Source organism: Kribbella qitaiheensis (assembly GCF_042657745.1).
In the GTDB taxonomy this organism is placed as follows: domain Bacteria; phylum Actinomycetota; class Actinomycetes; order Propionibacteriales; family Kribbellaceae; genus Kribbella; species Kribbella qitaiheensis.
On sequence record NZ_JBHSKE010000048.1, the window covers coordinates 77,907 to 104,601 of the forward strand.

The window sequence follows — 26,695 nt, forward strand, 5'->3', positions numbered from 1 at the left end:
TCCGTCAGGGGCAGATCGGTACGGACAGCACCGTCGCCCGGGCGTTGTCCCCTCGAAGCTGGGAGGAGACACCCGGAGGAGAGGGAACATGGAGCAGAGGCGGCGGTACTGGCCGGCAGTCGGGTTGTTCTTCCTGGCGCCGTTGGTGGCGGAGTTCCTGCTCGGGAACCTCCCGGTCACCAAGTTGTTCGCGCTCTTCGCCCTGGCACCTCTGTACGGCGGTGGGGCGGTCGTGATTCGCGAGGTGGCCCGCCGGCGCGGCTGGGGATACCCGAGCATCATGCTGCTGGCGCTCGCGTACGGCGTACTGGAGGAGGGGGTGACCACCCAGTCGCTGTTCAACCCGAACTACGCGGATCTGCGGCTGCTGGATCCGGGGCACATCTCCGCGCTGGGCATGGGTGCTCCGTGGACTGTCTTCGTGCTCTCGATCCACACGCTCTGGAGCATCACCGTCCCGATCGTGCTGATGGAGTCGGTGTCACGCCGACCGCGAGAGCCTTGGCTGGGCAGGAAGGGCTTCGTGGTCTTCTGCGTGATGTTCGCCTTCGGCATCTTCGCGACCACCGCCTTCCAGTTGCAGAGCGACTCCTTCGTCGCATCCGCCGGGCAGTTCATCGGGGTCGGGGTCGCGCTGGTGGTGCTGATCGCGCTCGCGGTTTGGGTGGGGCGCCGGGAACCGGTCCACGAGCACGGCTCGGCCCTGTCAGTTTGGCTGGTCGGTGTTGCCGGACTGGCCGGCACGTCGCTCTACATGGTGGTGGATGACCTCGACCTGAACGGCTGGCTCCAGGCGGTGCTCCTGCTGGCACTGATCGCGGTCGGGACCTTGGTCGTACTCCGCTGGTCGCGGCGCGACGGCTGGACCCGCCTGCACACGCTGGCGCTGGCCGGGGGAGCCCTGTTGACCTATGCCTGGCACGCGTTCCCGGAGAAGTCGCTCGGTGGCGGGTCGAAGGCGGTCGACCTGGCGGGCAACGCGGTGTTCGCAGTACTGGCGGTGGCTCTGCTCGTGATCGCCTGGCGGCGGACGGCGGTGGCAGTCGTCACACCCGCGGCTGAGATGACCGGGGATGACGGAATGGCTGATGCGACAATCAGGCGTGACAAGTTCGGTGACTCCTGACAACAGGCCTATTTCCCGGCACGTCGGCCTGGCTCTGCTGGCGCTGGCGACCGGTGGATTCGCGATCGGGACCACCGAATTCGTGACGATGGGTCTGCTGCCGCAGATCGCGGACGGGGTCGGCATCTCGATCCCGACCGCCGGGCACATCGTCTCGGCGTACGCGATCGGTGTCGTCGTCGGTGCTCCGGTGATCGCGGCGCTGGGCGCCCGGACCGGACGCAAGCGGCTGCTGCTCGGCCTGATGGCAGTGTTCGTGCTCGGCAACGTGCTCTCCGCCGTTGCCAACAGCTACGAACTGCTGATGGCCGCGCGGTTCCTGACCGGCCTGCCGCACGGCGCGTTCTTCGGGATCGGCGCCGTCGTCGGAGCCTCGATGGTGCCGGTGACCCGGCGCGCCTGGGCCGTCTCGATGATGATGGTCGGGCTGCCGGTGGCGAACATCATCGGCGTCCCGCTGACCACCCTGCTCGGGCAGTGGCTCGGCTGGCAGTTCCCGTTCCTGGCGGTCGGGGTGCTCGGGCTGCTGACGTTGGTGGCGGTCTGGTTCTGGGTCGCTCCGCAGCCGGTCGGGAACGACGTGAACATCCGGAGCGAGCTGAGCGCGCTGGCCAAGCCGCAGGTCTGGATGGCCTTGCTCATCGGCATGGTCGGCTTCGGTGGCATGTTCGCGACCTACTCCTACATCGCGCCGACGATGACCGAACTGGCCGGCTTCAGCGCGGCCGCGGTGCCGATCGTGCTGGCCGTCTACGGCGTGGGGATGACCGGCGGGACTCTCGTCGGTGGACGGCTCGCCGACCGCGCGCTGATGCCCAGCCTGTACGGCGGGTTGGTGGCGGTGGCGGTGGTTCTCGGAACGTTCGGGTGGTTGGCGCAGAGCAAGGCAGGGGCGCTTGTCGGGGTGTTCGCGATGGGGTTCAGCGCGAGCATCCTGATTCCGGCGCTGCAGACCCGACTGATGGATGTGGCGCACGAGGGGCAATCGCTGGCGGCTTCGCTGAACCACTCGACCTTGAACGTGGCGAATGCGCTGGGCGCGTGGCTCGGGAGCGTCGTACTGGCCGCTGGGTACGGGTACGAGTGGCCGAGTCGGGTGGGTGCTGCGCTGGCTGTGGCCGGGTTGGTGCTGGCGCTGGTGTCGGGGTTGATGGACCGGCGTTCGGTGCTGACTCTTGAGCGGGTCACCGCCTGAGCGGCTACTGCCTGAGCTTGCGGACGATGAGGCGGAGTTGCTCCTCGTAGTTCGCCGGCGCATCGGAGTACAGCAGGGGAGCGGTGATCATGCCGGTGATGGCGAGCATCACGGCCTGCGGATCGAGATCCGCGGCCAACTCCCCGGCCTTCAAATTGTCGAGGTGTTGTCCGGGCTGTTCCCGCTCGTTTGTGGTGCTGCCGTCGAGCATGGTGCGGGCGGCGAGCTTGGCCCAGCGCGGGTCGGCCAGCGCTTCGCGGAGGTAGCCGACCGCCAGGTCTTCCAGCGACTCCGCTTCCTCGCGGAAGCCCTGCTCGCGGTGCTCCCCGAGCCGGAAGATCGCGCCGTACAGGCCCCGCTTGCCGCCGAAGTGGTAGCTGATCAGTTGCTTGTTCACTCCAGCGCGGCTCGCGATGTCCGCCACTCGCGCGCCCGCCAGGCCCCGCTCCGCGAACTCCGTCAGCGCCGCGTCCAGCAGGGCGGCCTTGGTCCGCTCGGCGTTCACCGTGCGTCCGTCAGTGGGAGGGCCTTCAGTCGTCACGGCAGCGAGGTTATCAGCCGGATGGTTGAAAAGACGCCGGTGGCGTGGCCCCGTCGCGATCACCAGGTAGTTGGTTAGATCGGGGTATGGCGACAATGACGTTGAGTGGGCCCGATCTGGCCCGGCGGCGGGGACTGCGGCAGATGCGCCTGGTCGCGCTGTCGCTACTGGTGCTGGCGGCGATCGTGTACGTCGTGACGCTGCACCGCGACGGCGGCTGGGGCTACGTGAACGCCGCGTCCGAGGCGGCGATGGTCGGCGCGCTGGCGGACTGGTTCGCGGTCACCGCGTTGTTCCGGCGGCCGCTCGGACTGCCGATCCCGCACACCGCCATCGTGCCGACCCGCAAGGACAGCCTGGCCGAGAGCCTGGAGCAGTTCGTCACCGAGAATTTCCTCTCCGAAGAGGTGGTCGCGGAGAAGATGCGGACCGCCGAGGTCAGCCGCCGGGCCGGCGAGTGGCTTGCCGCTGGCAACCATGCCGAGCGGATCGTCGAGGAAGGCGCCCGGACGATCGGCGCCGCGCTGCCCAAGCTCGGCGACGAGGACGTGACCGCGTTCATCCGGGGCTCCTTGCTGCCGCGGTTCGCCCAGGAGCCGTTGAGCCCGATCGCCGGACACTTCCTGCAGTCTGTGGTGGAAGACGGTGCCCACCACGCGCTCTTCGACCTGCTGGTGGTCGAGGCGTACGACTGGCTCCGCGACAACCGCGAAACCTTGACCGAGGTGGTCGGTCCCCGGGCGCCGCGCTGGTCTCCCCGGTGGGTCGACACGCTGGTGATCGACCGGATCCACAAGGAGGCGCTGACCTGGCTGGCCGGAGTACGGGACGAGCCCCAACACCCGGCCCGCAAGGCGATCGACCGCCTGCTCGGCCAACTCGCGGACGACCTGCAGAACGACCCCGACATGATGGAGCGCTTCGAGGCGTTCAAGCGCCGCATGCTCAGCCACCCCGACATGGGCACCAGCCTCACCGCCGTCTGGGACGCAGTACGCACGGCCCTCATCGGCGCCATCAACGACCCCGAGGGCCCACTCCGCTCTCGCGCCGCGCAAGCGATCAAAGACCTCGGCAAACGCCTCCAAACCGACGAGGTACTCCGTGCGCGTGTGGACACCCGCGCCTCCGAGGCAGTCGGCTACGTAGTCCGCACCTACGGCACCGAAATCGTCTCCGTCATCTCCGACACCATCGAACGCTGGGACGGCCAAGAAGCCTCAGCCCGCATAGAACTCCACGTAGGCCGAGACCTCCAATTCATCCGAATCAACGGCACCGTAGTCGGCGCCCTGGTAGGCCTCGTAATCCACACCCTCAGCCAACTCCTGTAACCCACCCACCTCCTCCGCCACCACTCCCACCCACCCTCGTCCCGCCGCTTCTCCATCGCAGCTCAGCGAGAACAGGGGTGTTCAGCAGCCGGGTCGGCTTTGATCCACCCGGGTGCTGCCTCTACTTCGGGCGCGGGCGACGGCCCGGGAGTGCCGAGTTGTCAGGTGCTCGGGCTATCCCTAGACTGAATCAGGACGAGGGGAAGTGATTCAGTTGGTCCACGCGGACACGACTTCCGGCCGGATCATCGAGGCGCGCGAGGCAGCCAAGCTCACGCAGCGCCAGCTCGCTAGTCGATCCGGCATCGCCCAAGCAACCCTTTCGCGCATCGAGCAAGGCGCCCGGCTGCCCAAGATGAACGAGATCCTCGCCCTCGCCTGGGCGCTCGGCTGCACGGTCTCGGAGTTGACCGGGATCTCGGAGGTCAAGACCAGACTCTTGTGCGTCGCGCGCGCGACTGATCAGTCGAGCATGGAGACGATGCAGCGCGAGCTGAGCCACTACCTGGAGCTGGACGCCTACCTCGAGGACCAAGGGATCCCGTCGCAGCTATGAGCGCAGAGGACCATGGCCGGGCCCGCGCAGCAACCTTCCGCGAGCAGCACAACCTCGGGCACGCCCCGCTGCCTGATCTGGTCAGTCTGATCGAGTTGACCCAGCGCATCGACGTCGCGGTCATCGAGGCCGAGCAGGACGAGCACGGGATGACCATGCGCGATCCGGTTCGCCAAGTGGTGATGCTGGCTGTCGCGCTGACCAGCCATCCGATGCGCCAGCGCAGCACACTTGCTCACGAGCTGGGTCATGTCCTGTTCGGCGACTTCACCGCACCGAAGGACGGTGGCTGGGACCGCCGAAGTCCTGAAGAGATCCGTGCGGACGCCTTCGCCCGGCATCTCCTCGTACCGATCGCCGGCATCAAGTCGGTCTTGGCGGACCGTGACGCAGGTCGGACCGAGGATGCTCGGTCTGGCGCCAAGGGACGGCGTGGACCGGAGAAGGTCTCGCTGCCGGAGTTGTCCGTGCTCGTGCAGCGGTTCAAGGCGTCACCGAGCCTGGTGGCGATCCAGCTCTGTGGGGCGCGTTTGATCAGCATCGCGCAGAAGAACGAGTGGATGACGCTGTCGACGCCGACGCTTGCCTCACGCTTCGGCTGGTCCGATCTGTACCAGGGGTGGCAGCACGAATCCCAGACCAGGCGGGCCCCTCAGCGATTGTTGTCCAGGGCAACCGAGGGCTACGTGGCAAACGTCGTGTCGCTCCAGGCGGTGGCGCGGCTGCGAGGCCTGCCCGAGGAGCAGATCGCGGCCGAGCTTGAGGAGGCCGGCATCATCCCGGCCGAAGTGGAGCCTGTTCCGGTACCTACAGCCCCCGAGCGTCGTCCGGACACAGACTTCAGCGAGCTTGATGCCTTGGAGGAGTCGACCGGGTCCGCGGGTGACAAGGCTGCTCCCAAAGCTGGCAGGGGAGCGCACGACGAATGACCGACCCCGTCATCGTCGACGCCGGGCCCGCCCTGAACTTCTTCTCGATCAACAAGGAACGCCTGCTGCTTGATGCCATCGGCAAGATCGCCGCGCCCGAAACCGTCGCCGGCGAGATCCGGCGCAAGGCTCACCGAGACCCTCGATTCAGGGCGGCGGCCGACGTGTGGACGAAGCTCGAGCGGACAGCCTGGCTGGACGTGCTCTCGGACGATGTCACCCCGGAACTCGCGTCCGCGGTCCAGCGCATCACCAGGATTCCGATGGCCGAGCGGCTCAGACAGAGCAAGGACCTCGGTGAGGTCATGGTGCTGGCCCACGCCGCCGTCCGGGCGGAAACCGGGCGAGACGTGGTGGTACTGATCGACGATGCAGGCGGTGCCAAGCTGGCCGCGATCGAAGTCGCCCGGCTGCAGCGCCTGCGCGCACTAGGCCGCTGTGTGGGGGCTCTGGGTCTCATGAACACCCAGGTCGTTCTCGAGCGCGGTGCGGGCCGAAAGTACCTGCCCGACCGCAAGGCGATGCGACGGACCTACGCCCAGCTGCGCGAATGCGACGACGGACTGGTCGACATCACCCAGACAGACCTGCTCTCGAAACGCGTGTGGCCCAACGCCTGACACCAAGCCGGCTGGCAGACAGGCAGGCGAACCAACCACCAGCCACGCGAGCGCGAGCCAACCACCAGCGCACACCGGTGAAGCCGCGTGGGTGGTTGGTTGACCGTCCAGGTGTCGGAGACGATTACCAGGGCCTGGAAGTCTTCGGACATACCTTCCAAGCGGCAATTCGTCCGTGTTTCGCAACATTTGGGGTCGGGCGCGCATCATCTCAGTAGGTGCCTTTCCGGCGATGGGTGGGGGAACGGTTATGAAGCTTGAGTTGCGGTGTTTTGGCGCACCGATGATCAGCGGGGGGCGGCAGGTGGTGACGGCTCTTCTGGTTGTGCCTCTGCTGATCGCCGGTGCTGTGGTGAGCCTTCCGCCGGCGGACGCTGCCGAGACTGCGGTGGTGATTCCGGCGGGTTTCACGCCGGTGCCGATCGCGACCGGGCAGCCGGCCGCGAACCTGACGAACTTCGAGTTCCTGCCGGGCGAGCGGGTGCTGACGCTCGGGCGGGACGGCCGCCTGACCGTGGTGTCGGACGATGCGCCGCCGCGGACGCTCCTGACGATTCCGGACGTCACGCACACGGGTGATCTCGGTGCGCTCGGTCTCACGCTGGCTCCGAACTACGCCACGACGGGGCAGCTCTACCTGCAGTACGCCCGGACCACTGCGACCGGGAGTCGCGTGATGCGCGTCTCGCGCTGGACAGCAGCGCCGGTCGACAACCCGACCACGCTCGGCGGCGAACAGGTCCTGCTGGAGGCGCCGCTCACCAGCGTCTACCACGGCGGTGGGACGGTTCTGGTCGCGCCGGACGGCAAGCTGCTGATCAGCATCGGTGATAGCGCCGCGCCGCTCGCCTCCCCGAACCCCGATGCCTTGCGGGCGCAGAGTCTGGACGGCCCCTACGGCAAGATCCTCAGGATCGATCCGCTCACCGGCGCCGGAGTGCCTGGCAACCCCTACTACAACGCGGCATCTGCGTCGTCGTGGCGAAGCAGGGTCTACGCGTATGGCGTGCGCAACCCGTTCCGGATGTCGGTGGATCCGCGGAACGGGCAGGTACTCGTCGGCGACGTCGGCTGGACGGCGTACGAGGAGGTCAATCGGCTGGCCGCTGGTAAGAACTACGGCTGGCCCTGCTACGAGGGACCGGGCCGGCAGCCGGGATACGCCAACACCGCGCAGTGCCAGCAGGTCTACACGCAGTCAGTGCAGGGACCGCTGTGGAACTACCCGTCGCCCAACGTCCAGGCGGCGGTCACCGGCGGTACGTGGTACACGGGCACGTCCTACCCGGCTGCGTACCGGGACGCGTACTTCTTCGCGGACTACGCGCAGCAGAAGATCTGGACCATGATGATCGACGCGCAGGGCAAGATCACCAGGCCCCCCGAGGCCGCGGCCTTCGCCACCGGTATCGGCGGGCCGGTCGCGCTGAAGACCGGTCCGAACGGTGACGTGTACTACGCGGACATCCTCTCGTCCAACCTGGTCCGGCTGCGCTACTCGGCCGGGAACCGGGCGCCTGTTCCGCGCGCCGGCACCACCGTGAACCCGGACACCTTGACGGTCACCTTCGACGGCTCGGCGTCGTACGACCTGGACGGCGACGATCTCACGTATACCTGGGACTTCGGCGACGGCAGCCAGGGAACGGGTGCGATCGCAGCTCACACCTACGCGGTCCCGGGGAGGGTCAGCGCGACGCTCACCGTCAAGGATCCTCTCGGTGCCGCGGCGACCACCACTGTCACCGTGGTGCCGGACAACCACTCGCCGGTGCTCACGCTGTCTGCTCCCGACAAGAAGTACGCCGTCGGGAACACCGTCTCCTTGAGCGCCTCCGCGAATGACATCGAGGATGGCGCACTCCCGGTGTCCTGGCGGACCGACCTGATCCATTGCGACACCGGCGGCGGGTGCCATCTCCATCCCGGCCAGACCAGCACGGGGCCGACCTACTCGGATCTGTTCGACGACCATGGCGACGAGACACGCATGCAGATCACCGCTTCGGTGGTGGACCAGGCCGGCGTGCGGACCGAGAAGGTGTACTCCGCTGAGCCGGATCTGCGCACGCTGACTGTGCTGGCCCCGGCGCCGGTGCTCATCAACGGTGCCCAGCGGGTGAGCGTCAAGGTGGCGGTGAACTCGAGCAACGAGGTGTCCGCTCCCAGCGTGGCCGGCAGCACGGTGTTCACGAGTTGGTCCGACAGCGGGCTGCAGACGCACACGCTGAAGATGCCCGCGGGCGACCGGACCCTGACGGCGCACTACGCCAAGTTCGTACCCGGTCGGTACGGCGACTACAACGGTGACGGGCGCACCGATCGGACGGTGTTCCGGCCGTCAACGGCGACCTGGTTCGACCTCGGGTTGTTCAACACCCAGTACGGCGGTGCCACCGACCTGCCGGTCCCCGCGGACGTGAACTCCGACGGGCGGACCGACGTGGTGAGCTGGCGTCCGTCGGACGGGATGTGGCAGGCGCGCGGACTCTTCGAAGTCCGCTGGGGTGGGAACGGGGACGTGCCCGTCCCGGGTGACTACAGCGTCAACGGCCGTACCGACCTCGCGATCTGGCGACCCAGTACAGGTATCTGGTACGTGCGTAACGTCCTGCAGATTGCGTGGGGTGGGCCAAGCGACGTGCCGGTACCGGGCGACTACAACGGTGACGGCAAGATGGAACTCGCGATCTGGCGCCCATCGACCGGCATGTGGTGGATTCGTGGGCGAGCAGCCATCCATTGGGGTCAGGCCGGCGACATCCCGGTCCAGGCCGACTACAACGGTGACGGCCGAACCGACCTGGCCGTCTGGCGCCCGTCGACCGGCTACTGGTGGATCAACGGCGCCCCAGCATCTCGTTGGGGCGAACCCGGCGACGTTCCACTCACCGGCGACTTCAATGGCGACGGCCGAACCGACCTGGCCGTCTGGCGCCCCTCGACCGGCTACTGGTGGATCGTCGGCACCCCAGCATCCCGTTGGGGCGAATCCGGCGACCGCCCCCTGCCCCGCCCCGTCGGCTCCAAGTAGGCCCTCCGCGTCCGCCCCACCGGCACTGGTCCCGGTGGGGCGGCGTCGTGGGGCTGCGTGGGTTAGTTGACCGTCCAGGTCATCGGCCGTGAATCCGCGTGACCCACATCTCGAGTTCGGGGTCTTCGACCGGCGCGTTTGGCTGAACTGAGAAGTCGAAATGTTTGAGCAGGCGTTGGCTGGCGCCGTTGTTCACGTCCACCAGGCCGTACACGAGGCCGGCACGTGCCATCACGTCGATCCTGGGGGACGGGAAGTGTCCGGATCGCCGATTGGACCGCCTTCTCCCACGGCTTGGGATGCGGCTTTGCTCTGCGGCCAGGTTCCTTCGGGGCGGGACTTGTGCAGGCAAACGTCTTCAGGAGGTTGCGATCGCCAGGCGTTGCTTCCCGCCAGATGAGGTTCACCCAGCCGGCCGTACTGCGCGCCGAGACTGGATCGCCTCCGAAGGCAGTGAAAGCAAGAACTCTGCTTCCGCGGCTGTCGGCTGGGCGCCCGGACCGGTGGTCAGGTAGCGCTGCGCATCGGCTGACTCGGCCGTGCCGCCACGATTCGATCCGCGGGGGGTGTGGATCTCAGCTGGTCGAGCATCTTCATCGGTCGACGCGCTGACCGCCGGAAGCACGTTCAGGACAGCCGCGGAGCCCATGATGCGGCGAAAGAGCCAGACGTAGTCTCCCTGGGAGATACCGCTCTGTTCCAGCAGTTCTCGCGGAAGATCGACATCGAAGTGCGCATCGAGATGCTTCGCTTCGATGACCACGGATGTCTGGAACACCTCATGGACTCGACCGATCGCGAACACGACGTCAGGGAACCGATCCCAGGCCTCGATGGCTTCCTCAGTGATGGCCACCAGCGCTGCGTAAAAGGGCGCCTCGTCCAGCTCCTCGAGGGAGTGGTTGGTCAGGAACTTCCGGATCCTCAGGTCGAAACGCTTCTCTATGGCCGAACCTCGACGGCTCAAGGTCTTGGCGCCAGCCTCGTCGCCCGCCTGCTTGGCTTGAATCGCCAAAGCAAACAATGCGCTGTGGTAAGTCTGGCTGCCGGCCGCGCGACCGCCCTGGCGTGATTGGACGTGCAAGCCCTCGGACAGCAGGCCCTTCTCCTTGAGCGTGCGCTTCTTGGCGCGAGTCGGCTCCCGGGTGGGATCGCTCGTGGCGACGACCGTCGTCCATGGCACCACAGGTGCGGGAATGGTTGTCAGTGACACGATGGATCCTTTCGCCGCCGCTGCCTCTGAGCGGTCGTATCAACCGCTCAGAGCCAAGGTACAGCCGCTGACCGGTCGAAACAACCGGTCAGCAGCTGGTCGCTGACCGGTCACCCGACTTCAGCTGGACATGCCTGCTCGAGCGGCTGGCGGCGACGTAGGAGTTGCGTGGGTTAGTTGACCGTCCAGGTGTCGGAGCCAGTTACGAGGGACTGGAGGTCGCCGATTCCCTGGGATTCCTTGGAGGTTTCTACCTGTTGGCGGACCATGTCGTCGTAGGCCGGGTGGTCTACTGAGCGGAAGATGCCGATGGGGGCCTGGTGCAGGACTCCCGCGTCGGTCAGGCGGGAGAGGGCGAAGGCGTACGCCGGGTCTTCGGTGTGGGCGTCGTGGATGACCAGGTCTGCCTCGCCGTTCGGGAGCGAGGCGATCTCCTTGACCGCAAGAGAGGCGAAGCCGTCCCGTACTACGCCGAGGCGGCCGTCGGTGCCGAAGCGGATCGGTTCGCCGTGGACGAGCGGGATGATCGCGTCGTCGCGGGTCTCCGGGTTCTTGAAGGCGTCGAAGGCGTTGTCGTTGAAGATCGGGCAGTTCTGGTAGATCTCGACGAAGGCCGTACCGCGGTGCTCGGCCGCGGCCCGCAGTACCGAGGTGAGGTGCTTGCGGTCCGAGTCGACCGTCCGGGCGACGAAGGTCGCCTCGGCGCCCAGCGCCAGGGAGACCGGGTTGAACGGGTTGTCCACCGAGCCCATCGGGGTCGACTTGGTCACCTTGCCGGGCTCAGACGTGGGAGAGTACTGCCCCTTCGTCAGGCCGTAGATCCGGTTGTTGAACAGCAGGATCTTGAGGTTCACGTTGCGCCGGAGCGTGTGGATCAGGTGGTTGCCGCCGATCGACAGCGCGTCGCCGTCACCGGTGACGACCCAGACGCTGAGGTCGGGCCGGGCCACCGCGAGCCCGGTCGCGATGGCCGGCGCGCGGCCGTGGATGGAGTGCATGCCGTACGTCGAGAGGTAGTACGGGAAGCGCGACGAGCATCCGATCCCGGACACCATCGCCACGTTCTCCCGCTTGATCCCCAACTCGGGCAGGAACCCCTGGAAAGCAGCCAGTACGGCGTAGTCGCCGCAGCCGGGGCACCACCGGACCTCCTGGTCCGACACGTACTCCTTGCGGTTCTGCGGCTCGGTCGCGGCTGGTACGCCGCGGAGTCCGCCGGGCAGACTCGGCAGGCCGAGGTCGACGGTGCTCATCGTGCTCCCTCCGGGTGGTGCAGGCCGTTCGGTTCGATGTGCAGGGCCTCGCCGTGGGTCAGGTTGGCGGCGGCCTCACCGAGGTGGCGGGCGTCGTCGTCGATGCCCTCGGTCTCCTCGACCAGGTTGCCGATCACCTCGGCCAGTTCGGCGGCGCCGAGTGGCATCCCCCGGACCTGCGCGTAGGAGACGACGTCGACCAGGTACTTCGCCCGGAGCAGCATCGCCAGTTGGCCCAGGTTCATCTCGGGCACGAGCACCTTGTCGTACGACTTCAGCACCTCGCCGAGGTTCGGCGGGAACGGGTTCAGGTGCCGCAGGTGGGCCTGCGCGATCTTGCCGCCGACCTTGCGGACCCGGCGGCACCCCGCGCCGATGGGGCCGTAGGTGCTGCCCCAGCCGAGCACGAGCACCTTCGCCGTACCGTCGGGGTCGTCGACCTCGAGTGGCGGGACGGTGATGCCGTCCACCTTGGCCTGGCGGGTGCGGATCATCAGGTCGTGGTTGGCAGGGTCGTAGGAGATGTTGCCGGTCTTGTCCTCCTTCTCCAGACCGCCGATGCGGTGGTCCAGACCCGCCGTACCGGGGATCGCCCAGGCGCGGGCGAGGGTCTCCGGGTCGCGCAGGTAGGGGAGGTAGACCGGCTCGCCCTTGTCATCGGTCGAGTTCGGCTCGGTGGTGAAGTTCGGGTCGATCTTCGGCAGGTTCTCGATCACCGGGATCTGCCAGGGCTCGGACCCGTTCGCCAGGTAACCGTCGGACAGCACGATCACCGGGGTGCGGTAGGTGATCGCGATCCGGGTCGCCTCGACGGCGATCGCGAAGCAGTCCGCGGGGGACTGGGCGGCGACCACCGGCAGCGGCGCCTCACCGTTGCGGCCGAACATCACCTGCAGCAGGTCGGCCTGCTCGGTCTTGGTCGGCATACCGGTCGAGGGGCCGGCCCGCTGGATGTCGCAGACGACCAGCGGCAGCTCGAGCATCACGCCGAGACCGATCGTCTCGGACTTCAGGCTGATGCCCGGACCGGAGGACGTGGTCACGCCGAGCGCCCCCGCGAACGACGCGCCCAGGGCGGCGCCGACACCGGCGATCTCGTCCTCAGCCTGGATCGTCGTCACGTCGAAGCGCTTCAGCTTGGACAGCTCGTGCAGTACGTCGGACGCCGGCGTGATCGGGTACGCGCCGAGCACCAGGGGCAGTCCCGCTCGCTGGGCGCCCGCCACCAGGCCGTACGCCAGCGCGAGGTTGCCGGAGATGTTGCGGTAGGTGCCGGTGGCCATCCTGGCCGGCTTCACCTCGTACCGGACCGAGAACTCCTCGGCCGTCTCGCCGAAGTTGTAGCCGGCCCGGAACGCCGCGATATTGGCGTCGCGGATGTCGGGCTTGCCGGCGAACTTCGACTGGAGGAAATCGATCGTCGACTCCACCGGTCGCTGGAAGAGCCAGGAGACCAGGCCGAGCGAGTACATGTTCTTCGCCCGGGACGCGTCCTTGCGGGACAGGCCGAACTCCTTGACCGACTCGATCGTCATCCCGGTCAGGTTCAGCGGGACCACGTGGTACGCGTCGAGCTCACCCGTCTCCAGGGGATTCTCGTCGTACCCGATCCGCTTCAGGTTGCGGGGGGTGAAGTCGGCGGTGTCCACGATCAGCGTGGCGCCCCGCGGTACGTCGCGCAGGTTGGCCTTGAGCGCGGCCGGGTTCATCGCGATCAGCACGTCGGGCGCATCACCCGGCGTGAGGATGTCGTGGTCGGCGAAGTGGAGCTGGAACGACGACACTCCCGGCAGGGTTCCGGCTGGTGCCCGGATCTCGGCCGGAAAGTTGGGCAGGGTCGACAGGTCATTGCCGAACGATGCCGTTTCCGCTGTGAACCTGTCCCCCGTGAGCTGCATCCCGTCGCCGGAGTCGCCGGCGAAGCGGATCACCACGCGGTCGAGCTGCTTGACCTCGATGGTCACTGTTCTGTTCATCTCCAAGTCGAAGCTTGGGTCGGTGAACCATGTGCCGGCGCACCGATCCCCCCGTTAGGGCGATACAGCCATGTTAGTTCGGCCTTAGTACGTCGGCATGCACAAGCACGTGTGTTCCACAGCCTGGGATCGGCGTCCAGGACCCGCGAAATCGTGCTTTGACCAGCCGAGGCGTGTGGTCAGCCCACTGGTGCGCTCCAAAGATGCCCCGGAAGAGAGTGGTCAACCCCACAGTGTGACTCAAAGCAGTCGCTCGCTTTCCATCCGCAGTCATGACCGGCATGGTGTCGTCATCGATCTGTGACCTACCCCGGGATCCACCCAGGCTCGAGGGAGTTCTCACCATGGGCGTTCGCCCAGTCTTCGGCTGCAGATCGCCGATGTTGAAGTCCGGGTACGGCCCGCAGGTCGCGGTGGACGCCTTGCTGCTCTGCACCAACTAAGGTTGGGCAGGTGTCAGAGAGCTACGGGGTCATCGCCGCGATCGTCGTGCTCGGCCTCCTCGGCCTGGTCGGCGCCTTCGCGCTGAACAAGGCGCTGACGATCACCTACCCGACGGCCGACAAGCTCAAGACGTACGAGTCCGGCGTCGACCCGGTCGGCGAGGGCTGGGCCCAGGTCCACATCAGGTACTACCTGTTCGCCTATCTGTACGTGATCTTCGCCGTGGATGCCGTCTACCTCTTCCCCTGGGCGACCATCTTCGCCGAGCTCGGCGTGGCGACCCTGATCGAGATGTTCGTCTTCCTCGCCTTCGTAGCCGTAGGTCTCCTCTACGCCTACCGCAAGGGCATCCTCAGCTGGACCTGACCACCCTGACCACCCTGACCGTGGGCGAGGCATGTCCGGATCAGTCGAGGAGGCCGTCCCGGCGGGCTACGGCGGCCGCTTCGGTGCGGCTGCGGACACCCAGCTTGGCCAGGATGTTCGAGACGTGGACGCTGACCGTCTTCTCGCTGATGTAGAGCTCGCGAGCCAACTGCCGGTTGGTCCGCCCCTCGGCGAGCAACGCCAGTACTTCGGTCTCGCGCGCCGTCAGCGCCGCAGGCCCAGCGCCGCTTTCGGCGCCACCAAGCTCATCGAGCAGCGGCTTCGCTCCCAGCGCCCGCGCGGTCTCAGTCGCCAACTGCGTCTGCTCGTTCGCGTCGGCCACTCGTCCAGCAGCCCGCATTGCAGCCGAGAGATGCACCCGCGACCACGCCTGTTCGAAGACGTACCCATAGCCGAAGGCGTCGACCGTCCGCTGCCAGGTCGCGACGTGCTCCTCCGGCGTCGGCGGATCCACATTGGCCAGCCAGCGCAGCCGCTCCCACTCAGCCTCGAGCCGAGCAAGCCAAGCGATCCCCTCGACGCCGAGCACCCGCCCCGGCGGCATGCCCTTCTCCGCGGTCGCCTGCCCGGACGCCACCAGTTCCGCGCCCCGCGCGACCAGCTCGGCAGCGGCCGTCGGCTCGTGGACGACCCGGTGGCTCAGCAACTGCAGACCCACCGCGGAGAACCGGATCCGCGCCATGAACCACTCGGTCTGGAACACGTCGGCGCACAGCGCGGACACGTCCTCGATCAGCTTCTCCGCCTCGGCGACCTGGTTGAGCGAGCGATAGGCATCCACCGCGGGCTGCATCGCGATGATCGGCAGCATCACGTCGAGCGTCCACCACTTGCGGAGCCGCTCCATGTCCTCGGCCACCGACGTATCACCGCGCCCGCCGCGAACCGCCAGGCCAACTCCGCGCAGAGCAGCCTCGGCTGCCGCAGGCGTCATCGAGTCCGTTCGCGCGGTCGCCGCGGCGTCATCCCACTCGCCCAGCACGAACTGCGTCAGCGCCAGCATCCGCCGCGCGTCGAACCCGTACGCCGCCCACTGGCGACCCAACTCGCCCGCCCGCTGCGCGGCGTACATCAGGGCGGTCTTGGCGCTGGTGAGGTCGCCTTGCTCGTAGTGGTTCGAGCCGAGCAGGAAGCGGCTGCGAACCTCGGCCGCGGGATCCCCGGCCAGCTGAGCCCGTACTGCGGCCTCCTCCAGCTGCTTCGCCGCAGCTATAGGGTCTCCGGCGCGGCGACGGAGCTGGGCCAGGGTGATGCCGGCGTCGCCTGCGGCTGATTCCTGACCGACCTCTCGCGCGATCTGCAGGGCTTCGTGGGCCCAGCGCTCGGCCTCCATCGGGCGACCCAGAGCATCGGACACTCGGGCGTAGAGCGAGGCGACCTGGGCCTTGAACACGCTCGGCGGCTCGTCCGAGGTGAGCCGCAGCGCCTGCGAGATCGCCTCGTGGGCCTCCTGGTCCTGGTCGATCACCAGCGCGATGTCGGCCAACGGCATCAGCAGTTGGGCGCGTTGGAGCCTCGGCGCATCGGCCGGGAGCTCGGCAAGGGCCTTGCGGAGCAGCTTCAGCGCACGGAGTTGCTGCGCGGACAGGGCAGCGGCGGTCGCCGTCTCGACGATCAGCCAGGTCTTGTCGATGCTCGCGTCCGCCGAGGCATTCGGATAGAGCTCCAGCGCCATCTCGTAGTGCTTCAGCGCCTCTTGCGGCGCGGCCACGGAGATCGCCTCCTGGCCTGCCCGAACCCGCGCCTCGAAGGCAGTCGCCAGGTCGTGAGATCTGGTCGCGTGCCCGGCCAGCTCGGCGGCTGTGCCTGCGACCGTCTGATCCTTCAAAGCCTTCGCGTACGCCGCGTGCTGCCGCACCCGCTCGCCCGGGAGCAGGTCGTCGTACACAGCCTCGGCCAGCAAGGCATGGCGGAAGTAGTAGCTCGCGTTGCCCGGGTGCTCGATGATGTGCGCGTCGATCAACTCCCGCAGGGCAGCGTCGAGTTCACGATCGGGCAGCCCGGCCACCGCGGTCAGCAGCGTGTGCGGAACCCGCCGACCGGCGACGGCGATCACGCGAGCGACCTGGCGGGCGTCGTCTGACAACGGATCGAGCCGCACCAGGAGGAGATCCGCCAGATCGGGTGGCACGGCATCCGCGTCGCCCATCGAGGCCGCGGCGACCAGTTCCTCCGTGAAGAAGGCGTTGCCACCCGCGCGCTCGAGGATCCGGCCCACCTCGGCCTCGGGGAGCGGCTGGGTGAGCAGGGCGGTCAGCAGCGTGCGGGAGTCGTTGGCGTCCAGCGGGAGCAGGCTGACTCGGCGGACTCGCGGGTTCCGGGACCACTCGGCGATCGGCCGGCGGAGCGGGTGGCGCCGGTGCAGGTCGTCGCTGCGGTAGGACACCACCAGCGCGAGCCGCTGGGAGGTCAGCCGGGTGAGCAGGAACCCGATCAGGTCGCGGCTGGAGTCGTCGGCCCAGTGCGCGTCCTCCACGATCACCAGCAGCGGCTCACTGGTGGACAGGGCGGTCAGCGCGCCCAGCACCGCGTCGAACAGCGCGGCCCGGTCCAGCTGCCCGTCCTGGGGCGCTGGCTGGGCACCGATCAGGCGGTGCGTCGGCAGCAACCGGCCGATCGCGGGGAAGTTGTTGAGCACGCTCTCGACCAGGTCGGGGCGCTCCCCGGCCAGCCGGCCGAAGATCTCGGTGAACGGCAGGTACGGCAGTCCGGCGTCGCCGAAGTCGGTGCAGTGCCCGACCAGGACGCCGAAGCCGCGCTCGTGCGCGCCGGTGGCGACCTCGTCCAGCATCCGGGTCTTGCCCACGCCGGCGTCGCCGGACAGCAGGATCGCGCCGGCACGACGGGTTTTCGCCTCGTCCACGGCGCTGAGCAGTGCGGCGAGCTCGGTCGAGCGGCCGACGAGAGGTGTCGAGGTCCAGGGCACGTCGTCCATCTTCGCCCCTGGCGCCGACACAATTCGACGGCATCCCGTCCGATCGGCCTTTTCGGCCGAAGAAAAGCCGTTCCCGGCCGAAGAAAAGCCAGTCCCGGCCGAAGAAAAGCCGTCCCCGACCGGGACTAGCTGGTCGGGGACGGCGATTCCGGCGCTCATGCGGCCGGAGTGGGGCGGAGGGCCTGGCGCGCGTGCCGAGGCTCAGACTGCGAAGCCCGCTCCCGGCGCTCCCGGCGGGCGGTGGCCCGGCCGAACTCGCGCTTGATCCGCTCCTGCCGGTAGGCGGTCTCCGCCCGGGCTGTGTCGATGGTCAAATACATGGTGTGCCTCCCTTCAGACGTTCCGGGTGAACAGGTGGACGAGGTGCCGACGGGTCCCGGACTTGCGGGAGAAGCGGCGGTAGTCGCGGGTGAGGCGCTCCTTGCGGTAGCTGACCTCTGCCTTGACCGAGTCGTTCGTGAACATCTGTGCCTCCTGGCTGGTGGTGCTTCGACTCCTTGTCGATGCCCCCAATCTGCTCGTCTGAGGAGGACCGGCACATCGGCACAAGTCCCTATCCACACCCCCTGGGCAGTCCCTAGTGCCGCCGGTACGCCGTACGCCGGGCCTAGGTAGTCCCGAATCGCCCTAGGCGGCCCCACAAACGGCAGCGCGGCCGGGTTCCGGGAGGAACCTCGGCCGCGCGGGTCGAAAGGGACGGGCGGTGATCTTGCCATCACATCGCGTGCCTGGCCAGGACCGCCGGGGCGCAGGGCATCTGCGAGACCGGCTTGGCAGGCTTGCGGTGGAACCACCACGGACGCTGGTAGTCGCGCTTGATCCGCTCCTGCCGGTAGGCCATCTCTGCCTGAAGCGATTGCGGGGAGTAGAAGTACATCGTGTCCTCCGGGAGCTGGTCGATGCACACAATCTGCTCGCCTGAGGAGGACCGCCACATCGGCACAACTCCCTATCCGCGGCTCAACAGGCCCTTAGGTACGCCTCCAGCTCGTCCCGAGTGGGCGAAGTGGCCGGTCCTCGCCGGGTGACGGCAAGGGCCGCGGCCGCGTTCGCCCGGCGGGCCGCCTCGGCCGGTTCCTTGCCGTCGGCAATTCCCGCGAGGAACGTCCCGGAGTGCGCGTCACCGGCGCCGTTGAGGTCCACCGCCTCGACCGCGAACCCCTCGATGTGCTGGACCTCAGCACCCCGTACTGCGAGGAAGCAGCCGGCCGCTCCGGTCCGAACGAGCACATCGGCACGTGCGGTACGTCGGACCAGAGAGCGGGCCGCCTCGAGAGGTTCGGCGAGACCCGTCACCGCGGTGGCTTCCCCGGCGTTGCAGCTCCACCAGTTCGCCCGGGCGGACACCGCTTCGAGCGCGGCTTCGGGGATCTCGGCAACCAACGGTCCCGGGTCGAAGAACACCGGCACGTCAGGAGAAATCGTGCCCAGCCAAGGGATCAGGGCTGCCCGGTTGGAGTCGTGCAGCAGGCTGTACCCGGACAGATACACCAGGTCATGGCCAACGGTCGGATCGGGGAGATCCTCGCTCGTCAGCGTGGCCTCCGCGCCACGACTGGTGACGAAGGTGCGTTCCCCGGAAGCGTCGACCAGCGTCACCACGAACCCGGTGTCCAGGTTCTCTCTTGCCGGGTGCGACAACTCGACCCCGGCCTGTGCCAACGCCACCCGCGCCTGGCTGCCGAACGGCCCGGCGCCGTGCGCCCCGGCGTACAGGGTGGGGAGTCCCTGGCGGACGGCCGCGGCCATCACGTTGAAGCCGCCGCCGGCCGCGGTCGTCGTACTGGAGGCGATCACGTCACCGCCGCGGTCCGGTAGGTCGCTGACGGTGAGGACCAGGTCGATCACGAGATTGCCGAGGTGCAGCAGCCTCATCCGGCCCGGACCTTCAGCAACTCCTCGGCGAGGTCGTCGAGCTCCAGGTCGTTGACCCCGGCAACGGTGATCCGGGCCTCCGCGGGAAACCCCTCTTCGCCGTGACAGGCGCCTGCCACGGCCCCGGCGATCGCGGCGATCGTGTCGGTGTCCCCGCCGACCGAGGCGGACAGGCGTACTGCGAGCCAGGGGTCGTCCGGGAAGGCGGCGAGCACGGCGAAGGCGGCCGGCACGGATTCCTGGCTCGCCAAGCTGGTGCCGACCAAGTCGTACAGAAGTGCAGACACGGCGCCCGGCCTAGGAGGGGTGTTGCCAGACGCCGTGTCGATCAGGGAGGTGGCCCATTCGATCCGGACGGCGACGTCCGCACCTGCCACCCAGTGGCCGCGCGGGGCGGCCTTGGTCGCGGCCCGGATCGCGAGGTCGGTCGCCTCGGGGACCGTCGCGCCGTCGATCCCGGCGCTCACCGCCGCGGCGACGGCGGCTGCGGCAGCCAGCGCCAGGCCGGTGTTGTGGGTCGCGGCACTCGCGGCGACGACCCGGTCGAGCAGGAGGTCGAGGTCGGTCGACGGCGTCGCGATGCCGACCGGGGTGATCCGCATCGCGGCACCGTTCGTGGTGCCGTAGCGACCAGTCTCGTCGATGTCCTTGCCCTGCAGCAGTTCGTCGATGGCGCGCTTGGTCGACGGGCCGAGGAGGTCGAGCGACCCTCTGGCGCGCATCGAGTCCTCCCATTCCAGCAGCTTCTGCGCCAGTTCGCGGCCGTCGACCAGGCCACCATTGGAGACGACGAGGCGAGCCAGCAGGAGGGCCTGTTCGGTGTCGTCGGTGATCGCGCCGGCGGGCATGCCGGCAGCGAGCGGCTGATCGGGCGGCGCCGGGTGGAAGCCGTCGATCACCTCGCCGTACCGCTCGAGGATGCGTGCCCTGGGCAATGACTGGGTCGGCATGCCGAGCGCGTCGCCGATCGCCAGGCCGTAGAGAGCACCGGCCGCGCGGGAAGTAGCTGTCACCGGCCCGCCTCGCTGTAGTTCAGGTTCAGCTCGAAATGCCGCGGGTCGAGCAGGCTGTCGACCTGCTCCGCGAACCGGTTGTCGGCGGTCCAGCTGGTCCGCTGGGTGTGCAGGAACCAGGTGCCCTCGGGCCGGTCGAGCAGAGCTGCCTCGTCGCGATCGAGGGGACGGCCGCGCAGCCGCTGCTCGCCGTGGTCCAGGTGCAGTCCGGCGCGGCTCAGCGTGGCGGTGATGGAGTCGTTGTCGAGCCCTCGCTCGGGCAGGTCGCGGAGTTCCTCGATGGCCGGCACCCGGCTGTGCTCGATCGAGATCGCCTCACCGCCGACGATCAGCCGGACCCGCTGGATCACGATCACGTCGGGCGAGTCGAGGTCGAGCCGCTCGGCCAACTTGTCGTTCCGCTCCCGCGCCAGCTTCAGCACCCGAACCTGGGTCTCGATGCCCTGCTCGGCCAGCGCGTGGGTCCAGCCGAGTCGATCGTCCAGCGGCCGCCCGTCGAACAGCACGAACGACCCCTTGCCTGTGCGAGTGGTGATCAGCCCGTCCTCGTTCAGTACTGCGAGCGCGGAGCGGACGGTGTTCCGGCTGACCGCGAACCGCTTGGCCAGTTCGAGCTCCCCGGGCAGTTGGGTGCCGCGCTCCACCCGGCCCGAGCGGATCTCCCGGGCCAGGATCGAGGCGATCCGCTCGTGCTTGAGGTTCACTCCACGAATCACTGGCGCTCCGGGGTGAGCTGGGCGCGGATCTCGTCGACCGTGACGACCTCCAGCATCGGGGCGTAGAGCCGCAGGATGTCGAGGGTCTTCTGGTGGCTCGCCTCGTCCACTCCGGCGCACGCGTCCGCGACGACCCGGACGTGCACACCGGCATCCAGCGCCGCCAGGGCAGTGGTCAACACGCAGCAGTCGGTGGTCACACCGGACAGGACGAGCTCCGCGCCCGGTCCGACCGCCTCCGCTAGCTCCGGCCCCCACTTGCCGAAGGTGGTCTTGTCCAGCGTCGGTGCTCCGGCGAACTCGTCCACCAGTTGATAGGCGTACGACGTGGGCGGTTGCAGGGCGAAGGGCCACTGCTCGTAGTACGGGATCCAGGAACCGGTGGGCTCCTCGGGAGCGATGAACCGGGTGAAGATCACGTGCGGCGAGAAGAGCCCGATCAGGTCCTGGGTCGGCTTGATGACCCGCTGGAAGTCCGGCGTGGCCCAGCCGCTGTCGGGCTCCGCGAAGATCTTCTGCAGATCGATCAGGACCAGCACCGGGGCCATTCAGACCTCCTGGCTGCTCAGCTGCTCACGCGACGGTCCCTGCTCCTGCAGGCGCACCTGGGAGCGGCCGGCGAAAAGCTGGACCAGGAACGCGACGACCAGGGCGAACAGCACGCCCAGGTTTGCGAACGCCCAGTTGCCTTCCTTGCCGCCGAGGCCGAGCGGCTCGAGCAGGTAGCCCTGCCAGGTCAGCCAGTCCGCGGCGCTGTTGGTGACCAGGCCCCAGCCGATCACGGTGACGACCAGCATGGTTGCTACGGGCAACCACCGGATGTCGCCGTACCGGCCGGTGCGGTCGAAGAGGGCGGCCTCGTCGTAGTCGCGCCGGCGGCTGGCGAGGTCGGCCAGCATGATGCCGCACCAGGCCGCGACCGGGACGCCGAGCGTGATCAGGAAGCCCTGGAACTGACCGAGGAACTCGTCCCCGAAGAACACCACGTAAACGGTTCCGGCGATCATCACGATGCCGTCGATGAAGGCCGCCACGTACCGCGGCACGGGCAACCCGAGCGAGAGCAGGGCGAGTCCGGACGAGTAGATGTCCAGCACCGCGCCGCCGACCAGGCCGAGCACCGCCACGATCACGAACGGCACCAGGAACCAGGTGGGCAGCGCCTCGGCCAGCGCGCCGATCGGATCGGCCGCGATCGCGTCGCTGAGGTCGGTTGAGGAACCCGCCAGCAGCAGGCCGAAGATCAGCAGGACGAGCGGTGCGATCGAGGAGCCGAAGGTGGTCCAGCCGACCACTCCGCGGCTGGAGGCCGAGCGGGGCAGGTAGCGGGAGTAGTCGGCGGCCGCGTTCACCCAGCCGAGGCCGAAGCCGGTCATCAGGAACACCAGCGCCCCGATCACCTCCTGGCTCGAACCGCTCGGCAGCGAGGAGACGGTGCTCCAGTCGACCTGGTCCGCGACGAGCGCGATGTAGACCACGGTGAGCACGCCGGTGACGATCGTGATGATGGTCTGCGCGCGCATGATCAGGTCGAACCCGAGCACGCCGCAGGCGACGATCAGGGTTCCGACCACGACCAGCGCGATCAGCTTGGTGATGTCGCCGCCGCCCCAGCCGAGCCGCTCGAACACGGTCGCGGTGGCCAGCGTCGCGAGGATCGTCAGCACCGTCTCCCAGCCGACGGTCAGCAACCAGGACACCAGTGAGGGGAGTTTGTTGCCCCGGACCCCGAACGCGGCCCGGCTCAGCACCATCGTCGGTGCCGAGCCGCGCTTGCCGGCCAGCGCGACCAGGCCGCAGAGCAGGAAAGAGAAGACGATTCCGATCACGCCGGCGACCGCCGCCTGCCAGAACGAGATCCCGAAGCTGAGCGCGAAGGCGCCGTAACTCAGCCCGAGAACGGAAACGTTGGCGCCGAACCAGGGCCAGAACAACTGGCTCGGGGTGCCCTTGCGGTCGGCGTCATCGATGACGTTGAGACCGTTGCTCTCCACCGCGAACGTTCGCGGCTCGACTGCGTCCGACTGCACTCGATCGGCCATCCGCTCTCCAACCCGAAATGGACCTGTTCAGTCCTGTCCAATCACGCTATTCGCGGATCCGGGCAGGGTCAAGGACGTTGCCGGGGCCGGATCGAGGACGATGATGGGAGCCCGACGGAGAGGATGAACATGCCGGTCAGTGCTGCTGTGGACGGGTTCTCGTTGACCTATGACAGAGACGGGGAGGGGCCTGCCGTCGTCCTGCTGCATGGCTGGCCCGGGGATCGGACGGACTACCGATTGCTCGCGCCGATGCTGGTCGAGCGTGGGTTCGAGGTGGTGGTGCCCGACCTGCGCGGATTCGGGGAGTCGGACAAGCACGTGGTCGACCCGACCGCGCAGTACGGCGTGGCGGCGCAGGGGCGCAGCGTGGTCGGGCTGGTCGAGGAGCTCGGGCTGGAGCGTCCGGTGCTCGCCGGGTACGACGTCGGCAGCCGCATCGCGCAGGGGATCGCCCGGAGCCGGCCCGACCTGATCGAGGGCCTGGTGGTCGCTCCGCCGTTGCCGGGGATCGGGAAGCGGGTGTTCTCCGAGCACGCGCAGGCGGAGTTCTGGTACCAGGCGTTCCACCGGCTGCCCGTGATCGAGGAACTGATCGACGGGAATCCCGACGCGGTCCGGTCGTACCTGCGGCACTTCTGGACGCACTGGTCGGGGCCCGGGTTCGAGCCGGAGCTGGATCACCTGGTGGACGTCTACTCGAAGCCGGGCGCGTTCACCGCGTCGATCAACTGGTACCGGGCGGGTGCCGGGTCCGTCGCCACCTCGGCCAAGGAGATGTCGCCCGCGTTGTACGACCGGATCGCCGTACCGACGGTGGTGCTGTGGCCGGAGTTCGACCCGCTGTTCCCGCGGGAGTGGTCGGACCGCCTCGACGACTTCTTCAGCGACGAGCGGCTGCGGTTCGTCGACGGCGTCGGGCACTACGCGCCGCTGGAGTACCCGGAGATCCTCGCGGAGGAGATTGTCGGACTAGGCTGAGGGCTATGCCTGACAGCCCGGTCCATCTGCCGACACCGACGGTGCGGCCGGCCGTCGGCGTGCTGGCGAAGCTCGCGCCCGAGCCGGTGCGGTACCTGCTGAACTGGGGCCGCAAGTACTCGCTCTGGGTGTTCAACTTCGGCTTGGCCTGCTGCGCGATCGAGTTCATCGCGGCGTCGATGGGGCGGCACGACTTCATCCGGCTCGGCGTGATCCCGTTCGCGCCCGGGCCTCGGCAGGCCGACCTGATGGTCGTGTCGGGCACCGTGACGGACAAGATGGCACCCGCGATCAAGCGGCTGTACGACCAGATGCCGGAGCCGAAGTATGTGATCTCGTTCGGCTCCTGCTCGAACTCGGGCGGGCCCTACTGGGACTCGTACTGCGTGACGAAAGGCGTCGATCAGATCATCCCGGTGGACGTGTACGTGCCGGGCTGCCCGCCGCGGCCGGAGGCGTTGCTGCAGGGCATCCTCAAGCTGCAGGAGAAGATCGCCGGCGAGAACGTCACCAGCCGGTACGAGCCGTCCGCGCAGGCACTGACCCGCGGTCTGGTGTCGCCGCCGGCCCTCGGTACTTCGGCCGCTGCTGATCCTTCGGCGTCGGTGGAGCCGCGGTGAGCGACGACGCGGTCGGGGCCCTGGTCCAGGCGGGGATCGCCGCGGTCAAGGCCGAGAGCTTCGGCCCGGTCGCGGTCGACGTACCGGCCGAGTCGTGGGTCGCGGCGCACGAGGTACTGCGGGACGAGGTCGGGCTGACCTTCTTCGACTTCCTGACCGCGAGCGACGAACTGAACGACGGATTCCGGATCGTCACGCATCTCGCGGATTTCTGGGGTGGTGCGCATGTCGACCACCTGCTCGTGCGCACGCTGATCCCGCGCGCGACGCCGCAACTTGCCTCGCTGAGCGGCCTGTACTCCGGGGCGAACTGGCACGAGCGGGAGACGTTCGAGATGTTCGGGATCACCTTCGACGACCATCCGAACCTGATCCCGTTGTTGCTGCCGGACGGGTTCGAGGGCAACCCGCTGCGCAAGGAGTTCGTCCTCGCCTCCCGCGTCGCCAAGCCCTGGCCGGGCGCGAAGGAGCCGGGCGAGTCGGACCACGCCCCGAAGGCCGGAGCCCCGAGCCGCCGCCGCACCCTGCCGCCGGGCGTCCCGGACCCGGAGTCCTGGGGACCTCGCCCGGCCGGCAGCCCCGACCCCGATCCGCTGGCACCCGCGCTGTCCGCCGCCACCCCGGCCCGCCCCCGCCGCGCCGCAGGCGAACGCCGTACTTCAAAGCAGGCTGAGGCAGCGCCTGCCAAGCCGGAGTCGCAGGGTGAGCAGGGCGAATCGTCGTCGTGATTCCCACTCCTGGTGAGCTGGCCGGGTACACGCTCGAGCGCCAACATCCGTTGTCTCGTGCGTGGGCGGACGATGCGACGCGACTGCAAGCCCTGGCCAAGCAGCATGAGGAAGTCGACATCCTGCTCGCCACGGACCGCGACATCGCCGCGGCTCGCGTGGAGAAGACGGCGCCGGGCACTCCGGTCGAGAGCATGCTCAACTACTGGGTCCCGGTGAGCGATGACCTGTCGGCGATGCTCAGCATGCGGTTCGAGGGCATGGACCCGACCAAGCCGTTCGTCGACGCCTCACCCCTGAGCCGCGCGCTTCGCACCGAAGACCTGCCGGCCCTGGCCGCGGCTGCGACGCGGTACTACGCGATTCACAAACCGACCTACTTGCGCCTGTGGAGTGCCGAACCCGTCGGCGCGTTCCCCGGCACAGGACCCGACCGCCGCTTCCTCGCCGCCCCGATCGAGCAACTCCAGCCGCGCGACGTCCCACCCGGGCTGGAAGTCACCCCGGCCCGGAACGTGGACCACTACGACGATGCCCGCCGCGCCTACGACGCGGTCGACCACGCCCACCCGGCGCACGCAGTACAGGCTCATTTGCAAGATCGAGAAGACCTGGAGGAGTCCGCCGAGGCAGGCCTGCTCTTCGACGTGACAGTCGACGGCACCTGGGCCGGCTACGTCTCAGCCCTCGCGGACGGCGAGGACACCCTCGGCCTCCCGGCGTACATCGTCCAGGAGATCATCCTGACCCCGGAGTACCGCGGCCGCGGCCTCGGCGCCCACCTCTCCACCCTGATGGCCCAAGCCCTCCCCGACCCCTCCCGCATCCTCATCGGCTGCATCCACGCCAACAACACCGGCGCCACCCGAGCCGCCACCACCGCCGGCCGCCAAGACCTCGGCGGCTGGCTCCAGGTCCCCCTCACCACGACCTGAAGTCACGACCACGCCTGGTCCGCGACTTCTGGATCAGCAAGGTCGCGGACCGATCGAGACAACTGCCTGAGATCTGCGGCCGTTACAGGGTTGTCACTGCGACCGGCCTGTTGCCCGAGCAGCCGCTGAAGGTATTCAGTCCTCGACAACCCGAGTCGTTGAGCACGCCGGTCGATCACCGCAAGCACGTCATCGGGAACATCGCGAATCAACACGTCGACGATGAGAATCACCTCGCCCTC

The 26,695-nt window shown here is 68.3% G+C and carries 27 protein-coding genes; 12 read left to right on the plus strand and 15 right to left on the minus strand.

The window, feature by feature from the left end; translation table 11 throughout:
* Positions 1 to 88: 88 nt before the first annotated feature.
* Positions 89 to 1,126: a hypothetical protein gene (locus tag ACFPJ1_RS29230; RefSeq protein WP_380108764.1), complete on the plus strand. Its 1,038-nt coding sequence runs from the start codon at positions 89 to 91 to the stop codon at positions 1,124 to 1,126.
* The gene (locus tag ACFPJ1_RS29235) at positions 1,116 to 2,321 is read left to right on the plus strand and encodes an MFS transporter (protein ID WP_380108766.1); all 1,206 of its coding nucleotides are present in this window, start codon (positions 1,116 to 1,118) and stop codon (positions 2,319 to 2,321) included. The genes ACFPJ1_RS29230 and ACFPJ1_RS29235 overlap by 11 nt, the downstream gene beginning before the upstream one ends.
* 4 nt (positions 2,322 to 2,325) lie before the next feature.
* On the opposite strand, the gene ACFPJ1_RS29240 is transcribed toward ACFPJ1_RS29235, so the two are convergent.
* Entirely contained in the window at positions 2,326 to 2,862 is a 537-nt protein-coding gene (locus tag ACFPJ1_RS29240; protein WP_380108768.1) for a TetR/AcrR family transcriptional regulator, read from the minus strand.
* Between the two features lie 86 nt (positions 2,863 to 2,948).
* Between ACFPJ1_RS29240 and ACFPJ1_RS29245 the strand changes: the two genes are divergently transcribed.
* The 5 genes from ACFPJ1_RS29245 to ACFPJ1_RS29265 all read left to right on the plus strand — a co-directional run bounded on the left by ACFPJ1_RS29245 (position 2,949) and on the right by ACFPJ1_RS29265 (position 9,335).
* Positions 2,949 to 4,196, plus strand: a complete 1,248-nt coding sequence (locus ACFPJ1_RS29245; protein ID WP_380108769.1) for a DUF445 domain-containing protein — start codon at positions 2,949 to 2,951, stop codon at positions 4,194 to 4,196.
* Positions 4,197 to 4,401: 205 nt separating this feature from the next.
* Positions 4,402 to 4,752 carry a helix-turn-helix domain-containing protein gene (locus ACFPJ1_RS29250; RefSeq protein ID WP_380108771.1) on the plus strand — a complete coding sequence of 117 codons (351 nt, stop codon included), beginning with the start codon at positions 4,402 to 4,404 and terminating at the stop codon, positions 4,750 to 4,752.
* A complete protein-coding gene (locus tag ACFPJ1_RS29255) occupies positions 4,749 to 5,681 on the plus strand; it encodes an ImmA/IrrE family metallo-endopeptidase (protein WP_380108773.1) in 933 nt (310 codons plus the stop codon). The genes ACFPJ1_RS29250 and ACFPJ1_RS29255 overlap by 4 nt, the downstream gene beginning before the upstream one ends.
* Positions 5,678 to 6,301, plus strand: coding sequence for a PIN domain-containing protein (locus ACFPJ1_RS29260; protein ID WP_380108774.1), 624 nt, complete (start codon positions 5,678 to 5,680; stop codon positions 6,299 to 6,301). Before ACFPJ1_RS29255 ends, ACFPJ1_RS29260 begins: the two co-directional genes overlap by 4 nt.
* A 307-nt stretch (positions 6,302 to 6,608) precedes the next feature.
* Positions 6,609 to 9,335 (plus strand): PQQ-dependent sugar dehydrogenase, encoded by a 2,727-nt coding sequence (locus ACFPJ1_RS29265; protein ID WP_380108775.1) that lies wholly within the window; start codon positions 6,609 to 6,611, stop codon positions 9,333 to 9,335.
* Positions 9,336 to 9,414: 79 nt separating this feature from the next.
* On the opposite strand, the gene ACFPJ1_RS29270 is transcribed toward ACFPJ1_RS29265, so the two are convergent.
* The 4 genes from ACFPJ1_RS29270 to ACFPJ1_RS29285 form a co-directional block, all read right to left on the minus strand.
* The gene (locus tag ACFPJ1_RS29270) at positions 9,415 to 9,567 is read right to left on the minus strand and encodes a hypothetical protein (protein ID WP_380108776.1); all 153 of its coding nucleotides are present in this window, start codon (positions 9,565 to 9,567) and stop codon (positions 9,415 to 9,417) included.
* Positions 9,568 to 9,738: 171 nt separating this feature from the next.
* Positions 9,739 to 10,548, minus strand: a complete 810-nt coding sequence (locus tag ACFPJ1_RS29275) for a hypothetical protein (protein ID WP_380108778.1) — start codon at positions 10,546 to 10,548, stop codon at positions 9,739 to 9,741.
* 173 nt (positions 10,549 to 10,721) lie between these two features.
* Positions 10,722 to 11,801 carry a 2-oxoacid:ferredoxin oxidoreductase subunit beta gene (locus ACFPJ1_RS29280; protein ID WP_380108779.1) on the minus strand — a complete coding sequence of 360 codons (1,080 nt, stop codon included), beginning with the start codon at positions 11,799 to 11,801 and terminating at the stop codon, positions 10,722 to 10,724.
* Positions 11,798 to 13,777 carry a 2-oxoacid:acceptor oxidoreductase subunit alpha gene (locus ACFPJ1_RS29285; RefSeq protein WP_380108780.1) on the minus strand — a complete coding sequence of 660 codons (1,980 nt, stop codon included), beginning with the start codon at positions 13,775 to 13,777 and terminating at the stop codon, positions 11,798 to 11,800. The genes ACFPJ1_RS29280 and ACFPJ1_RS29285 overlap by 4 nt, the downstream gene beginning before the upstream one ends.
* 453 nt (positions 13,778 to 14,230) lie before the next feature.
* Between ACFPJ1_RS29285 and ACFPJ1_RS29290 the strand changes: the two genes are divergently transcribed.
* Positions 14,231 to 14,587: an NADH-quinone oxidoreductase subunit A gene (locus ACFPJ1_RS29290; protein WP_132189761.1), complete on the plus strand. Its 357-nt coding sequence runs from the start codon at positions 14,231 to 14,233 to the stop codon at positions 14,585 to 14,587.
* A 40-nt stretch (positions 14,588 to 14,627) separates the two neighbouring features.
* Here the strand turns inward: ACFPJ1_RS29290 and ACFPJ1_RS29295 are convergent, their stop codons facing one another.
* The 9 genes from ACFPJ1_RS29295 to ACFPJ1_RS29335 form a co-directional block, all read right to left on the minus strand.
* A complete protein-coding gene (locus ACFPJ1_RS29295) occupies positions 14,628 to 17,543 on the minus strand; it encodes a helix-turn-helix transcriptional regulator (protein WP_380108781.1) in 2,916 nt (971 codons plus the stop codon).
* 155 nt (positions 17,544 to 17,698) lie between these two features.
* Positions 17,699 to 17,863 (minus strand): hypothetical protein, encoded by a 165-nt coding sequence (locus ACFPJ1_RS29300; RefSeq protein ID WP_380108783.1) that lies wholly within the window; start codon positions 17,861 to 17,863, stop codon positions 17,699 to 17,701.
* Between the two features lie 13 nt (positions 17,864 to 17,876).
* Entirely contained in the window at positions 17,877 to 18,008 is a 132-nt protein-coding gene (locus ACFPJ1_RS29305) for a hypothetical protein (RefSeq protein WP_255511328.1), read from the minus strand.
* A 250-nt stretch (positions 18,009 to 18,258) separates the two neighbouring features.
* Positions 18,259 to 18,480, minus strand: a complete 222-nt coding sequence (locus ACFPJ1_RS29310; RefSeq protein ID WP_380108784.1) for a hypothetical protein — start codon at positions 18,478 to 18,480, stop codon at positions 18,259 to 18,261.
* Positions 18,481 to 18,503: 23 nt separating this feature from the next.
* Positions 18,504 to 19,418 carry a PfkB family carbohydrate kinase gene (locus tag ACFPJ1_RS29315; RefSeq protein ID WP_380108785.1) on the minus strand — a complete coding sequence of 305 codons (915 nt, stop codon included), beginning with the start codon at positions 19,416 to 19,418 and terminating at the stop codon, positions 18,504 to 18,506.
* Positions 19,415 to 20,431 (minus strand): ADP-ribosylglycohydrolase family protein, encoded by a 1,017-nt coding sequence (locus ACFPJ1_RS29320; protein WP_380108787.1) that lies wholly within the window; start codon positions 20,429 to 20,431, stop codon positions 19,415 to 19,417. Before ACFPJ1_RS29320 ends, ACFPJ1_RS29315 begins: the two co-directional genes overlap by 4 nt.
* Complete coding sequence (locus tag ACFPJ1_RS29325; RefSeq protein WP_380108789.1) at positions 20,428 to 21,147, minus strand: GntR family transcriptional regulator; 720 nt, start codon at positions 21,145 to 21,147, stop codon at positions 20,428 to 20,430. Before ACFPJ1_RS29325 ends, ACFPJ1_RS29320 begins: the two co-directional genes overlap by 4 nt.
* On the minus strand, positions 21,144 to 21,695 hold the full coding sequence (locus ACFPJ1_RS29330; RefSeq protein ID WP_380108791.1) for a cysteine hydrolase family protein: 552 nt from the start codon (positions 21,693 to 21,695) through the stop codon (positions 21,144 to 21,146). The genes ACFPJ1_RS29325 and ACFPJ1_RS29330 overlap by 4 nt, the downstream gene beginning before the upstream one ends.
* On the minus strand, positions 21,696 to 23,189 hold the full coding sequence (locus ACFPJ1_RS29335; RefSeq protein WP_380108793.1) for a purine-cytosine permease family protein: 1,494 nt from the start codon (positions 23,187 to 23,189) through the stop codon (positions 21,696 to 21,698). It lies immediately after the preceding gene.
* Between the two features lie 129 nt (positions 23,190 to 23,318).
* Between ACFPJ1_RS29335 and ACFPJ1_RS29340 the strand changes: the two genes are divergently transcribed.
* The 4 genes from ACFPJ1_RS29340 to ACFPJ1_RS29355 are packed head-to-tail and all read left to right on the plus strand — an operon-like array spanning position 23,319 to position 26,453.
* A complete protein-coding gene (locus ACFPJ1_RS29340; protein ID WP_380108795.1) occupies positions 23,319 to 24,170 on the plus strand; it encodes an alpha/beta fold hydrolase in 852 nt (283 codons plus the stop codon).
* A gap of 5 nt (positions 24,171 to 24,175) precedes the next feature.
* Positions 24,176 to 24,790, plus strand: a complete 615-nt coding sequence (locus tag ACFPJ1_RS29345; RefSeq protein WP_380108796.1) for an NADH-quinone oxidoreductase subunit B — start codon at positions 24,176 to 24,178, stop codon at positions 24,788 to 24,790.
* On the plus strand, positions 24,787 to 25,518 hold the full coding sequence (locus ACFPJ1_RS29350) for an NADH-quinone oxidoreductase subunit C (RefSeq protein WP_380108797.1): 732 nt from the start codon (positions 24,787 to 24,789) through the stop codon (positions 25,516 to 25,518). The genes ACFPJ1_RS29345 and ACFPJ1_RS29350 overlap by 4 nt, the downstream gene beginning before the upstream one ends.
* Complete coding sequence (locus ACFPJ1_RS29355) at positions 25,515 to 26,453, plus strand: GNAT family N-acetyltransferase (RefSeq protein WP_380108798.1); 939 nt, start codon at positions 25,515 to 25,517, stop codon at positions 26,451 to 26,453. Before ACFPJ1_RS29350 ends, ACFPJ1_RS29355 begins: the two co-directional genes overlap by 4 nt.
* Positions 26,454 to 26,455: 2 nt before the next feature.
* Here ACFPJ1_RS29355 and vapB read toward each other — a convergent pair whose 3' ends face one another.
* A complete protein-coding gene (gene vapB, locus ACFPJ1_RS29360) occupies positions 26,456 to 26,686 on the minus strand; it encodes a type II toxin-antitoxin system VapB family antitoxin (RefSeq protein ID WP_380108799.1) in 231 nt (76 codons plus the stop codon).
* Positions 26,687 to 26,695 lie beyond the last annotated feature (9 nt).